Below are 14,623 nucleotides of genomic sequence, written 5' to 3' on the forward strand. Positions count from 1 at the left end.
CCGCAGATTGCGCTGCGAACGAGGGTGTACTTTAATGAAATTTAAAGAGAGGTCAATAACCTTTTATTCTTTTTGATTCAAATGGTTGAAAAGCGAGCAGGGATACTGAATAGTATATAGCTTTCGCCTATACGGATTGTCGGACACTTTTGATGGCAGTAATTACGGTCGAATCCAGACTGTCACCATATCGATGCTTTTTAAAGCCAACCAAGACGGGAATACTCGCCTCGCTCAACTCATGCGCAATACGTTCAACCATGGCTGCAATTTGCTCTTCGGTTCTGTTTGCACAGAGCATGGTATAGATGTCTTCCCCTAAACGGGAGATATAACCATTGTCGTGTAAAATGCCGTTGAGAATGGACACAAACAGTGCGGTGATTGCCGTATCCTTTGAATGGGTCGACTTGTCGGGTTGAGAGATATCCAGCGCGATAACATGCACAGGCGTACCCACCGAGCGAATATTGCTCTCTTCCTTTTCTAAATAAAGTGACCAACCTAATCGATTGAGAAACCCGGTTTCGTTGTCTTTTAATTGTGAGGGTAAGAAGCTGATTTGCTTTCGTGACAAGGCAATGTTTTGTAGCTCAAGTTGCAAAAGCGTGGAAAGTAGCTTGGAGACGAGCTCGATGGTTTCTAAGCCATCGGAAGGAATGCGGTCGACCGGTTCCGTGTCTATCGCACATAAGGTGCCAAACAAATTACCATTCGAATAACACACGGGAATGCCAATGTACGATTTAATATTCTCAGCTCGGTAAATAGGCGCGTTCACATATGCAGGGACATTATCAACATCCGGAGCCCACCTCGGCCCTTCTCCCTTCACCATACGACTGCACATTGAATCGCTCCACGTCAGTGTGGTCAATTCATCAATACCGTATTTGTTCCCTTCTACTTGTAAGATAACCCACTGATCTTCATGCTTACGAGTCATCATCCACGTGCCGTAACCAAACTTTTTGTTCAAGTACTTGAGTGTATCGCGACTTGCTTTTTCAAAGTGCTCAAAAGGGATTTGGTCTTGCGTGTTGATATGTATCACATCGCGCCTCTTACATTCATTGAATGATTTGTTCTTCCCGCAGATCGGTTTCAATTGCCGTCATCATTGCACTTATTTCAGTAAATACCGCTTTTACTTGTTCAGTATCATGACTGTTTTTTTCTATTACTCGGAATAACTCACTCAAACGGATAGCCCCACTTGAAGCAGATGCGCCTTTCGCCCCATGCGCGATCGCTCTCATCTTGTCATAGTTAGCACTGACGATGGCCTGCTCAAGCGCACTGACATCCGCCGACACACTATCCCAAAACATCGACAGTATCGCACGCTTCATGTCTTGGTCTGAACTGCCAATAACTTTCTCGAGCTGACTCTCATCAATCAATGACTCTCTGCAGGCGTTGTCATCGCTACTCTCAGTCAGCACCGACTCGCCTTGACGCAACGCACGCCCTCTCAGCCGCAATGCTAATACCCGCTTAAGCGTCTCTAGTTCAACAGGCTTAGAGATGTAATCATCCATGCCAGATTGCAGACAGTGATCCGCTTCTCCGACAAGTGCATTCGCAGTAATGGCAATGATCAGCGTACGTGGCCGCTTCTCTTCTGTTTCTTTACGACGTATTTCTGCGGTCAGCTCGAAACCATCCATTTCTGGCATATGGCAATCGGTGAGTAACATCGCAAAGTCGCCTTGTTGCCACTTCTCAAACGCCTCCTTGCCATCAGATGCCATCTCAAATTGATAGCCGATCTGACTAAGCTGCTTTGCTAGCACAAGCTGGTTAGTCGGTTGGTCTTCCGCACAGAGAATAGTGCCACAGGCTTTTGCATCTAACTGACTGCCATAGATAAATGCTTCGCTACTGATTGCTTCGCTCCAGTCAACATCAGGACTTTCCAGCCCACACATCACCGCGGCACCAAGTATAAACTCACTGGGCTTAAGAGGATGATGGCTGAGCCGATACGGCCCTGGGTGCTTATAAGCATCACTTGCACCAAACCCGTCTCCCAGTAACAAGCAGCGCATATTTGGATGTCTATTCATACTGCTTTTATCAGTCGAGACTGCAATCATGCTATCCGGCTGCCAGTTAGTCAGCTCCGCCGCTGATGCATCGATGATCGCTCCTGGATGTAAGCTCTCAAGCAATGCTAAACAAGTCGTTTTCAGTGGCTCATCGTTAATGAACAAAACAAACGTGTATGCCGAAAACTGATAACGCCGGTTGATCTCATGTGTCTTATTGCTGCTTGGCGCCGGAATCCGAATGGTAAACGTACTGCCTTGACCGAACGCGCTCTCGACTTCAATTTTACCGCCCATCATATCGATAAATGATTTTGAGATGCTCAGCCCTAGCCCAGTGCCGCCATACCGGCGCGTTGTCGAACTGTCCGCCTGTGTGAAAGGTTTAAACAGTTTATCCATTTGTTCGTCAGTCATCCCAACGCCGGTATCTTGGATACTGAGTGAGAGCATCTGAGTATCATGGCAATACGCTGTGGTCACAAAAACATGCCCTCCTTCTTTCTCTTTGCTGGTGAACTTAATCGCGTTTCCCAGTAAGTTAAGAAGGATTTGGCGCACTCGTACCGGGTCTATCAAGATAAAATCAGGGATGCCGTAGTCATGTGCAAAAAGCAGTTTGACGCCTTTTTGGTGGGCATTGACCCATAATGCTTCTAAAGTCTTCTCTATTAAATCGAGTAGGTTCACATCAGTCGGATCCAGCTCCATCTGTCCCGATTCGATTTTGGAGAAATCAAGAATATCGTTGATAATTTCAAGTAACGAGAAAGAAGAGTCCCGAATTGTCGAAACCATTTTCGACTGTTCTGGCTCTAGCGGGGTTTCTTTTAATAAGTCCACCATACCAATCACACCATTCATTGGTGTGCGGATCTCATGACTCATGGTAGCTAAGAAGCGAGATTTGGCATCATTGGCTTTTCTCGCTATCACAGATTCTTTTTCTAGCTTGGCTTGCGTCTGTCGATCATGTGTGATGTCTAGATTGATCCCAAATAACACTTCTCGTCCCGACTGTTCATCTTTCACCACATTCCCCGCAGCTTTGATCCAACTGACTCTTTGAGTATCGGGATGGATCACGCGAAACTCGGCATTAAAGACATTACTATCGTTGAGTGCCATTTCTACTTCTTTGTTCGCACTTTGGCGATCGTCGGGATGCAGGCACGCCTGCCAAACCTCAAAGTTCACCGTGGACCCAGGCTCAATCCCATACAGACGATACATATTATCGTCCCACTTAAGCTCACCTGTTTTCACATCCATTGACCAATTGCAAATACCCCCCGCATCCGATGCGAGTTGCATCCCTCGAAGCAGCTCATCTCGTGCCCTTTTCGCTGAGAGTAGTTCGCTCTCAATTGCCTTGCGCTGACTAATGTCTTCCAGGGCAGCAATGAAATACTTGGTTGCGCCGCCTTCATCAAGTACGGTCGCAACCGACACCGTTGCCCACAAAGACTCTCCACCTTGCTTGATGTATTGTTTATCCATCGAAAACGAACGACTCTCGCCTAAGGCGAGTTGAGCAACGTGTTCACGACTGACTGACAGGTAGTCTGGATGGGTGATGTCTTGGTAACTGAGCTGCAACAACGCTTCTTGGCTATACCCCAATATCTCGCTCATTCTGTCGTTGACCTCAATAAAGTTCCCATCCAGGTCAACACGACATATACCTACTGCTGCCTGATCAAAAGCAGTTCTATAAATCACTTCTCTTTCTTTCAACGCATCTTGTAGACGTTTTTCTCGCTGCTTAACGTCCTCCTCGACGGTGATATCTTTGATGACACCCACAAAACCTTGTGTGTCACCAAACCAGGTTTCTCCGACGGACACCTCGATGGGGAATATACGCCCAGATTTATGTAACCCCTGCAGTTTTCTTGGTGTGCCAATCAGCTTTTTACTTCCAGTTAATTGGTACTGGTTTACAAAACCATCATGGTCCTTTTTATACCTATCAGGCATTAATACAGAGACATTTTCTCCGACTAATTCTTCACGAATTCGACCAAAGATAAGCTCTAGAGAACGGTTTACTTCCAGAATATGGCCTTGTGAATCGATCACCACCATGCCATCCAGCGCGGTATCGAACACGGTTCTCAACCGTCCCTCAGACTCTTGCAGATCTTGGGTTCGCCGCTGTATTTCCTGTTCTAGCTTTAGTTTCGCTTCGTCGTCGGCTTGCTTTAACTCAGTAATATCAGACTGCATCCCAATATAATGCGTCAACGCCCCATCCTCGTCGAAAATGGGGTCAAGGCGTAAATTGTTATAAAAAAGGGTGCCATCCTTTTTGTAATTACGTAGCACGACAGAACAAGATAGCGCGTTTTTAAGGGCATAGCGGAGGCGATCGATTTCAGGTTGATCGCGATCATCGACCTGCAAAAAGCGACAGTTTTTACCCACCACTTCTTTCGAGCTGTACCCCGTTAATGATTCAAACGCTTTATTGGCATAAATGATCGGGTAATCGGCAAGCCTGACATCAGTAACAATAATCCCCGTTGCCGTTGCTTCAATTGCGCGACTTTGAATATCAAGCTGAAAACGTTGCTCTTCGGTTTCTTTAATTAAGCTTTCTCGCTCACTGACAATATCGCGCAATGTAAGCAGCTCGTGAGCCATCACACCCACTTCATCACGTCGGTCTCTTTCCGGCAGCGAAAAATTATGCTCGCCCCGCGCCAATTTTCGCACCGCGGTACTTAGCTGACCTAAAGGCTTGAAAACTTGCCGTGATACATAAAATGCAAGCAGTACAACCAAAGACAGTAAGGTGGCAGTCATGATAAAAGAGTTTTTATACAGCGTATTGGGCGCAAGCAACGCCTCTCCAACTTCGACGCGAATCATCGCTGACCAACCCAAGCCAGGGTAATCGTATGCCCCTTCGGTATGGGCAAACCCTGTGACTTGATCCACTTGTTTTCTATAGTGCGTCGAGATGTTGGATCCCGTTAATCCAGCAACCGCTAATCTCGCCCCCTCAACACCGTTAGTCGCCAGATTTAATTTACCCAGAACTTGAAAGTCTCTTTGATAATTCGCTTCATTCTGTCCCACGGGATCATAGTCAACGATAATACGCCCCTGACTATCTAATAGGGTTAATTCCGCACTGACTAGCCCGCGCTTAGCGAGTAATTCGTAGCTTTCGGCCACAATCGACTCAACCGTGGAAAAATCGACCACATTCACCCATATACCGACAGGTTGATTATCGGTATTCCGGATAACGGAAGCGAAAATCATGTCGTAAGAGAAAGAATTGGAACCGAAAATAAAACGCTCTGGTCCGGTTACATACGTACTGTTCGGCTGTTCAGGGGCGAGAGTTTGGCCGTTAAGGATCTCATTGAACCAAACACTGTTCATAATTTGTGCTTTGGAAAGTTCAAGAGGCGCAAGCGATTTACCATGTTTATTTTGATTATTTATCGCAAGTAATTCGCCATCCATACTCACAATCGCAATGCGACGGTAGACTTTATAATTAGCGATTAACTCGTTAAGGTTTCTTACTGTATTGTCATTTACTTGGCGGCTACTCAGGCTATCTGATTCCACTTTCCCCAGAGACAAAGGAAACGCGCGTGCATCGTGATACCTTTCAAATAGATTTCTCTCTATCAATCGGATTAAGAGTGCTGCTTCTCGCTCTATGTTGGTTAATGTGCTTTCCTGAAGCAGATCTCGACCTTTCCAAGAGACCACAGTAACGGATGTGAGCATTAATCCGCCCAGCATCAACAAAATAATGGGTAACTTAACAGAGAATTTCATTCGCGCGTCCGAATTTTAATATCGGCTGAATTCCAATCGAAAACAGCCAGTGGCTCTGGCTTGGCGTACATATAGCCCTGCCCTATGTCACACCCCAGTGACTTCACAAAGTCACCAATATCTTTGTTTTCTATCCCCTCAGCCACCACATCTACTCCGATTGCTTTTGCGAGTTGGATACTTTGCTCAACCACAGCCGCAGATTTGGTATTGGATAAACAATCGAGCACAAAGCGCTTGTCCACTTTAAGCTCATCAAAAGGAATCGCATGCAGTTGGGCAATGGACGAGTAGCCGGTGCCAAAGTCATCGATAGATAGCTTAAATTTCATCATTTTTAAGCGCAGCATTTGGGTATCGATGGTCGCTTGATCGGTGGTAAATGCCGTCTCTGTTAGCTCACAAATAACCTGTTCAGGACGCAATTGATACTTGGCAGTTGTTGCTTGTAACCACTGAGGAAAATTCGCCGCTTCCAACACTTTGGCGGAGATATTAAAGGCAAAGGATAAATTGGCGATATCTTGCCCATGTTGGTTGATATCTTGGTACGCACACTCAATAACACGCTTGGTCAGCTCGGTTATACTCTCGAAATGCTTTTCTGCAGTGGGGATAAACTGATCGGGGAATACCATGCTTCCGTCAGGCTTGAACAACCGCGCCAACACCTCAAACCCTTTGAGGCGACCCGAGGACAAGGAAATTTGCGGCTGGAAAAACGCGTTTAGCCCTCCTTTATCTATGTATCCTTTTAGTAACTTGGCGGTGAGCGGCGGCGGTGAATGCGGTGCGTGGTTCCCCTCTATGTCTAGTACACGCTCACTGGCGGTCAGCAATTGTTTCACTGTTGCAAATGAAAGCGGTTTGGCCACACATTCGATGATATTCAGTTGATAAAGACGCGCCAAATTGGCGGTTGAGGCCAGCACTTCCTCCTCCTCGCCACTCATTAATACAATGGCGCCTGGATAAGCTTGCGCTTCCAAAAACTTGAGTACCTCAAACCCATCTTCGACCGGCATATTGAGATCGCAAAATACGCATTTAATCGAGTGAGCGTTTAGGACTTTTCTCGCTTCGCGTCCGTTCTCAGCCTGATAAATATTTTTAAAACCAAGGTTTTGAAGACATAAAAATAGGGTGTGCCGAACCACTTGCTGATCATCAACAACTAATATTCCCTGTTGGAAGTCACTCACGGCCCCTCTTCGCCCTTTAGAAAAGCAAACGCCTCAAGGTTCACCACCTCGTGCTAACTTTAGTACTATAGACCAACCATAGCGTATGCACTTGAGTGACAATCCACCTATACGACTAAAGTCTAGTGACGTGTGGAAAAGAGTAAGAGAGGGACGTTGAGCGTATATTCAATCACTGATGTCGTTGAGAACCGCTTTCACAAACGGCGCTTTATGTTTTACATAGCTGTCTTGTTCGCTAACGCCTGCTTTTAAAATGGCGCGTTTTTTTTCCTCGTACTCAGCCCGTACACCTGGGTTATCAAGCAAATACTGCTTGTACGCCATTTGACGGTGATGTTCGTCGCTGTCTTTTTCAATCACGTGGGCATGGATCAGAAACCGTTCACCTTGATAGGTTACAGAGGCGTCTTTACGAGGTCGGTGTTCGGGAAAAGGCTGCTTACTGTGCTGATCTTGAAAACCGAGCGCGTAAAGATGAGCAACAGCGTTTTCACGCTCTCCTGGGAAATAAAGAATAGATAAATCAATGATTCCTTTACCACCGACGTTGGCTGATGTTGAACCAAAATGCAGCACGTCAATACGCGATGTGGCGATATACTGAGCCAATGCCGCAGCCACTTCAAGATAGATTGATCGCCATGGTGAAAAGCTGGCCGGGACGATCTGATAGGTATCGATTTTCATTATCGGAAGGCACTTATATTAATAAATAAAAAGCCGATGATATCACCGACTTTGAAAATCGAAATAAAAAGATAATACAGTAAATGCCTTACGCACTCTGGGGGCTAGGCCCATACTGATTGTTGTTGTACTCTCCTTCTAACGCGCAGAGTACTAACAAGACGATCACACCTAATATAGGGATAAGAGCAACTAGCATCCACCAAGCGGATCGACCCGTATCGTGTAAACGTCTTGAGGTCACCGCCAAGGTTGGTAACAAAACAGCCAGTGAATAGATAAAGCTCAGTATGACCAACCCTGTTAGCTCACCAACGATACTCAGTGCTATCGAGATACAAAAGTTGATGAGCACGAACATCCAATACTCACGACGATGAGCTCGGCCAGAAAATGTTACATAGTTCCGTAGGACGTGAAGATACCATTCCATGTGTTTACCTAGTTTCGTTCATGGGAAAATGTCAGGACATATCATAGAACGAGCAAACAGTCAGATACTATGTCAAGTTGAAGACATTAAACTGCTTTGTCTTCACCTTGAGAGCCTCATCACTTCTTGCGCCCAAGTTTCATCCCTCGTGCAAGTTAACTTTGGAACCCAGCCCCTTGCATTAAAACCCTAAACAACCAAGAGATCATTCCCAGCGCTGCCACACTGGCTATCCATATTCCTATTAACCAAAGCCAGCGCTGCCAAGTGGGTTTTATGGTTTCAGCCATTAGTGATAAGCCTCATCAGGATTGACTTTGCCGCTAAATACACGGTAACTCCAGTAGGTGTACATCAAAATAATAGGAATAATAAACACCGCGCCGACTAACATAAACTGCAAGCTTTGTGGCGGTGACGCTGCTTGCCAAATCGTGATACTGGGCGGGATAATATGTGGCCAAATGCTAATTCCCAGGCCAATAAATCCGAGTAAAGTAATACACAGCGCCATTAAAAAAGGACGGTGATGGGCATGCTCAGGACCGGCACGCCATAACCGCAACAAACATAAAGCGGTAAAAAGAGGAACCTGTGAGAGCGCAAGAAGATTCGGCATACTAAACCAACGGTCTGCAATCCCTGGATACGCCAACGGTGTCCAAACACTCACTATCGCGATGCATAATGCCATCAGCGCCACTAATCGACGGCTCAGATGATACATACGCAGTTGTAGTTGGTGCTCAGTTTTCATGATGAGCCAGGTGGCACCCAACAGACCATAAGCAATGACTAACCCAACACCACAGAAAATCGGGAACGGAGCTAGCCAATCGAGCCCGCCACCGGCAAAGGCGCGTCCCTCTACAGGGAAGCCTTCAATCACCGCACCCACGGTGACCCCTTGAAAGAAAGTGGCAAAAATAGATCCCGCCATAAAAGCGGTATCCCAAAAGCCATGGTGCCCGGGTAGTGCCTTGAACCGGAATTCAAACGCCACACCGCGAAAAATGAGCGCGACCAACATCAAGGTGAGAGGGATCGTCAACGCATCGACAATCACGGCATACGCCAAGGGGAAAGCACCAAATAATGCCGCCCCACCAAGGACCAGCCAGGTTTCATTGCCATCCCACACCGGCGCGACACTGTTGACCATTAAGTCGCGTTCTTCTCGTTCAGTGATAAACGGCATTAGAATCCCGATCCCCAAGTCAAAGCCGTCCATCACGATATACATCAAGGTGGCAAACACGATGATGCCAAACCAAATCATTGCTAAATCCATATTTCCCCCTTACACACGACCAGAGACAGTTAACGGTTCATGCGGCGTGTCATCGTGCTGATCTGGCCCTAATTTAATTTGATGGATCATATAGATATACCCCAACCCAAAAACCAAACCGTACACAACAAAGAAGCTGATCAAGCTAATGCTCATGTGCAAATCACCGTGCGCGGACACCGCATCTTGGGTGCGTAAAAGGCCATGCACCACCCAAGGTTGACGCCCTACTTCGGTGGTCACCCAGCCGGCAAGGATGGCGATTAGGCCAGCGGGCCCCATGTAAAAGGCAAAACGGATCAAGCCCTGATGTTCGTAAAGTCGCCCTTTATAGCGCTGCCACGCGCCCATGATGCCAAGCGTTATCATCAACAGCCCTAAGCCCACCATCAGACGAAACGCCCAGAAAACTACCGGTGAATTGGGCCGATCTTCAGCAGGAAATTCGTTTAGGGCAGGAATTTGCTTGGTCAAACTATGCCGTAAGATCAGGCTGCCCAAATATGGGATCTCTAGTTTATAGCGAGTGGTCTCAGCCTCCATATCTGGCAAACCAAACAAAATGAGCGGCGTGGGCTCACCATGGCTGTTGTCCCAATGCCCTTCCATCGCTGCAATTTTAGCGGGTTGATATTCCAAGGTGTTCAGGCCATGCAAATCGCCAATAAACGCTTGAATAGGCGCGGTGAATAACAGCATCCACATCGACATCGAAAACATCCGCTTCACTGCTGGGCTGCACTGCCCTTTCAGCAGGTGCCATGCCGCCGATGCGCCAACAAATAACGCACTGGATAAAAACGCCGCCACCACCATGTGCGCCAAGCGATACGGAAAAGAAGGATTAAAGACCACCGCAAACCAATCAACCGGGATGACCTGACCATTGACCACTTCATGCCCTTGTGGGGTGTGCATCCAACTGTTAGAGGCCAAAATCCAAAAGGCAGAGATCACGGTGCCTAGCGCCACCATGGAAGTGGCGAAAAAGTGCAAACGATCACCGACACGCTGCCAACCAAATAGCATGACGCCGAGAAAGCCGGCTTCCAAAAAGAAAGCGGTGAGTACCTCATAAGTCAGCAGCGGGCCGGTAATACTACCCGCAAACTCGGAAAAACCACTCCAGTTGGTCCCAAATTGGTATGCCATCACCAACCCAGACACCACGCCCATCCCGAAGTTGACCGCAAAAATTTTCGACCAGAAAAGATAGAGGGTTTTGTATTCCTGTTCACGGGTTTTAAGCCATAGCCCCTCAAGCACAGCCAGGTAGCAGGCAAGGCCGATCGTAATCGCAGGAAAGATAATGTGAAAAGAAACCGTAAACGCGAATTGAATACGGGCCAACATAAAGGCATCAAGACCAAACATATGTGAAGTCCACTTTAGTAATTAGACCAACGCGCATGGTAGAAGCCCACTATCAATGTGCCCATATACAGACGAGCGAGATTAATCTATAACAGTTGTACAATGACAGTGTTATAGTTTGAGCAAGCTAGCAACCATTATGGTGAAAAGGTGTCTAAGTATCAGCGACTTAGTGAGCAGATCAAACAACAAATCCAGACTGGCATTTGGCATGTTGGTGAAAAATTGCCATCACTGAGAAAACAGGCTGCCTATTCAGGTCTGAGCATGATGACCGTGCTCCAAGCCTACCAGCTACTAGAAAGCCAAGGGTGGATTGTTTCTCAGCCACGTTCAGGCTACCGAGTCGCCCCTCATGCAGCGCTTACCCAGAATGGGTCAGACAGTGCCATCCATCCGGCTGAGTCGGTAGATATCAATGACTACATTTTTGATGTCTTGCAAGCCAGCCGCTCCCCCGGTATGGCAAGCTATGGCCATGCGTATGTGGACCCCCTACTCTCTCCTCGTCACCAAGTGAACCGTTCCCTCACCACCGCGGTCCGCTTTATGTCGATTCATAGCGTTGTCGACAATCTTCCACCTGGCAACGCTCAACTGCGCCACCTCATTGCCCAACGCTATGCGGCGCAGGGTATGCACGTTTCTCCCGATGAAATCGTGATCACCGCTGGCGGATTGGATGCACTTAACCTGAGCTTGCGCGCAGTCACTCAGCCTGGGGATTGGGTCGCAGTAGAAAGCCCCGCGTTTTACGGCGCGCTACAAGCACTTGAAAATCGCGGACTCAAAGCGATGGCAATCAGAACACACCCTACGGAGGGTATTGACTTGGATGCGCTAGAACGCGCCTTGCAAACCCACCCAATTCGCGCATGCTGGTTGATGAGCAATCATCAAAATCCGTTGGGATATTCGCTGTCAGACGAGAAAAAGGCACGTCTTGCCGAACTCGTCAATCGCTATCAAGTGTACTTAATCGAGGACGATGTCTACGGCGAGCTCTATGATGGCGAGCACAAACCGCAGCCCATTAAAGCGTTCGATCACAGCGGCCATGTCCTGCACTGCTCATCCTTTTCAAAAACCTTGGTCGATGCCTTTCGCCTCGGTTGGGTAGCGGCCGGCGATCAAGCCCAGAAACTACAAAAGCTGCAGCTGATGAGCACAGTGACGACCAGCGTCCCCATTCAACTTGCCGTCGCACATTACCTACATAACCGAAACTATGAGCACCATCTAAAGCAGCTGCGTCGCACACTCGCAGAACGAAAACAGGCGACATATCAGTTTCTGGTGGCACATTTGCCTCGAGGCGTTGATGTGGTCAATAGCCAAGGTGGATACTTTTTATGGATAGCCTTGCCCAAAGGCAGTAATACCACTGCGTTGTACCACCTTGCACTCAGACATCATATCAGTATCGCGCCAGGCAATATGTTTGCTACACACGCACAGTTTGCGCATTGTTTTCGGTTGAATGCCTCTTACCCGCTCGATCGTGCACATCAAAATGCGCTGGCCACCTTGTGTAATTTGATTGCGCAGCACATTCAAGGCTGATGAAACGCTAAGACTGATTAAGTAACCAAGTAAGGATTGCTTTCCGCGAGGTAGGGGTCGCCTGCTGATACCAATATCCCATCATCTGCAAAGGCTGACTTTGGGTGGTTGGCAGTGCGCCACTGCCATCACGATTGGCAAACGCCCAATCGGCAAATACGTTACGGTCATTTTCATTGGCTTTTTGATACCAATAATCAATCATCGCTTCGGGATGCTGTGCCACTTTTTCGCTTGTTTCAGGACCTCTAGCAACCACGGACGGATTAATTCTTTGTCCTACTACCCGAGCAGCTTCTTCATTGGCAGCGGTAAAATAGGCTTTAGGGATCGAAAACTGCACACGGTTACTGCCTCCGGTGTTACTGAAGACAAACCGGACTTGTGGTTCAGACCAATTAGCCACGGTTTCAGGAGAAAACGGGAACGCGACATATTGCGTGGTTACACAGTGTTCGGTACACGTCTCTGATGTTACACGCATATTTTCCAGTTCAATCGTTTCCCCGTTGATTGCGACCGAATTAAACTCTTGATAATTTTTGAAAAAAGACACTTCTGTGATGAGTTTTGAAGGCGCTTGGCCCGCCTTACCCGCATCGCTGGTAGAATAATGACCCACATAGTGAGAAGCCGCTTTAACAATATCAGCGCCTACCAAGGCTTGCGTCTCTGGTGTGATCGATTTCGTTGTGATTTGTACATAGTTATGTCGCTCTGTGATTGATTTCACCACATCATCAAACTGACTAGACGAATCGTAGCTTGTACAACCAACCATGAGTAAACCACTAGAGAGCATTATCAGGCGTAAATAAGTGTTCATAAACCACCCTTATTGGAAGCAAAAAAGCCGGCCTTCCTGGCCGGCGAAAAATAGAAAGGCAAAGCTGCAGACTAAAAGTTGTATTCAATCCCCACACGGGCAAAGGCACTTTTCTCGTCGGCGTTATAGGCATCATGTTGACCAACGCGTAAATACGGTAAGAAACCATTGTGAGAATACATTAATTGACCCGCAATCACTGATTCGCTGTCATCAACATTCGCATTATTATCAAGATCGGAGTCACCATTCGCTGCATAGCCAAGACGATAACCCCATGGGCCACTCCAGTATTCACCAACTACTGACACTTGTTCTTGCTCTGCCTCAGTATCTTTGTTGGCGCCATCTGTTTTGTAGACACCATCATTGTATTTATAGGCGGCAGACACCTTAAATCCACCTGGTAGTGGAATTTCAACCCCAGCTAAATAAGCTTGAGTATCAATATCAGCAGAGTAGTTCGAGTTGTATTCGTAACCGCCGTGCAACGTAAAGGCTTCTGCCACAGTATAGTGTGCCGCAGCGCCAAAATGGTTTGAGCCGTTGACATCTTTATCGCCACGCCCAACAGACACATCAAAACTAAAACCATCGAAGTCTGGTGAGTCATAACGCGCGATATCGCCTTTGCGATCATAATGCGACTTAGTGTCCGCACCCCAGTCGAAGACACGGCCTAACCCTGGGTTTGAATAGGGCCAATCCACCACTTCATACAACGGCGTGAGCATACGACCAAAACGTACCTGGCCCCAATCGCCTTTCATACCTATAAAGGTATCTCGCTCGCCAAGTGCGGAGCCATCACCATCTTCGCCAACGTAACCTGACTCAATTTGCATAAAGATATAAACATCTTCATTAAAGTCTTTTCCCGCCCGGAACCCAATTCGTGACTCATTTTCGTAATCGTAACCGTTGTTATCCTCTTGATAAAAAGCGGATATTGCCGCAACACCATAAAGGTCAACATTGTAATCGCTCAATACGCCAACCACATTCTCATGATCAGCAGCCATTGCGCCTGTTGAGCCAATAGCAACCAGTGTGCCTAAAAGTGTACGTTTAAAAAACTTATTCATGAAATACTCCTGCTGCTTGCAAGATGTTGGCTTTGACTCGTTGGGTTATTAAATTTTATCGAGAACAAAACCGATTCGAAAACTGAAGGCTTTTATCTTCATGTTTTCACCCCCGCTGCTTACACATTTCGTGTAACCACGCCTCCAGACTAATTGCGCGATAAAAAATATCAATAGAGACTTAATTTTTATTGCGAATAATATGAACTAGAGCATGTTTTTGACCGTTTTATGACATAGATCTTATCCACCAAAAAACAAAATCCCTTAAAAACAACACCTTAAATAAAAACCCAAAAGTCAC

11 protein-coding genes are annotated in these 14,623 nt (G+C 47.0%); 1 reads left to right on the forward strand and 10 read right to left on the reverse strand.

Annotated elements, in window-relative coordinates:
- Positions 1–127: 127 nt before the first annotated feature.
- The 8 genes from BUQ98_RS05670 to BUQ98_RS05705 form a co-directional block, all read right to left on the reverse strand.
- Positions 128–1,054 (reverse strand): sensor domain-containing diguanylate cyclase, encoded by a 927-nt coding sequence (locus BUQ98_RS05670; protein WP_074212891.1) that lies wholly within the window; start codon positions 1,052–1,054, stop codon positions 128–130.
- Between the two features lie 16 nt (positions 1,055–1,070).
- On the reverse strand, positions 1,071–5,855 hold the full coding sequence (locus BUQ98_RS05675; protein ID WP_074212892.1) for a PAS domain S-box protein: 4,785 nt from the start codon (positions 5,853–5,855) through the stop codon (positions 1,071–1,073).
- Positions 5,852–7,057, reverse strand: a complete 1,206-nt coding sequence (locus BUQ98_RS05680) for an EAL domain-containing response regulator (RefSeq protein WP_254813881.1) — start codon at positions 7,055–7,057, stop codon at positions 5,852–5,854. Before BUQ98_RS05680 ends, BUQ98_RS05675 begins: the two co-directional genes overlap by 4 nt.
- Before the next feature lie 168 nt (positions 7,058–7,225).
- The gene (locus BUQ98_RS05685) at positions 7,226–7,747 is read right to left on the reverse strand and encodes a GrpB family protein (RefSeq protein ID WP_175566291.1); all 522 of its coding nucleotides are present in this window, start codon (positions 7,745–7,747) and stop codon (positions 7,226–7,228) included.
- 88 nt (positions 7,748–7,835) lie between these two features.
- Positions 7,836–8,180 (reverse strand): DUF805 domain-containing protein, encoded by a 345-nt coding sequence (locus BUQ98_RS05690; protein WP_074212894.1) that lies wholly within the window; start codon positions 8,178–8,180, stop codon positions 7,836–7,838.
- A gap of 155 nt (positions 8,181–8,335) precedes the next feature.
- Positions 8,336–8,470 carry a DUF2474 domain-containing protein gene (locus tag BUQ98_RS05695; RefSeq protein WP_074212895.1) on the reverse strand — a complete coding sequence of 45 codons (135 nt, stop codon included), beginning with the start codon at positions 8,468–8,470 and terminating at the stop codon, positions 8,336–8,338.
- Positions 8,470–9,471: a cytochrome d ubiquinol oxidase subunit II gene (cydB, locus tag BUQ98_RS05700; RefSeq protein WP_074212896.1), complete on the reverse strand. Its 1,002-nt coding sequence runs from the start codon at positions 9,469–9,471 to the stop codon at positions 8,470–8,472. Before cydB ends, BUQ98_RS05695 begins: the two co-directional genes overlap by 1 nt.
- Positions 9,472–9,480: 9 nt before the next feature.
- Positions 9,481–10,845, reverse strand: a complete 1,365-nt coding sequence (locus BUQ98_RS05705; protein WP_074212897.1) for a cytochrome ubiquinol oxidase subunit I — start codon at positions 10,843–10,845, stop codon at positions 9,481–9,483.
- A gap of 150 nt (positions 10,846–10,995) precedes the next feature.
- Here BUQ98_RS05705 and BUQ98_RS05710 point away from each other — a divergent pair, with 150 nt between their 5' ends.
- Complete coding sequence (locus BUQ98_RS05710; protein WP_074212898.1) at positions 10,996–12,408, forward strand: aminotransferase-like domain-containing protein; 1,413 nt, start codon at positions 10,996–10,998, stop codon at positions 12,406–12,408.
- Between the two features lie 7 nt (positions 12,409–12,415).
- Here the strand turns inward: BUQ98_RS05710 and BUQ98_RS05715 are convergent, their stop codons facing one another.
- A complete protein-coding gene (locus BUQ98_RS05715) occupies positions 12,416–13,234 on the reverse strand; it encodes a DUF2057 domain-containing protein (protein ID WP_074212899.1) in 819 nt (272 codons plus the stop codon).
- A gap of 71 nt (positions 13,235–13,305) precedes the next feature.
- Positions 13,306–14,319 carry a porin gene (locus BUQ98_RS05720; protein ID WP_074212900.1) on the reverse strand — a complete coding sequence of 338 codons (1,014 nt, stop codon included), beginning with the start codon at positions 14,317–14,319 and terminating at the stop codon, positions 13,306–13,308.
- Positions 14,320–14,623 lie beyond the last annotated feature (304 nt).

Origin of the sequence: Salinivibrio sp. ES.052, from assembly GCF_900141775.1 — a bacterium.
GTDB lineage: Bacteria > Pseudomonadota > Gammaproteobacteria > Enterobacterales > Vibrionaceae > Salinivibrio.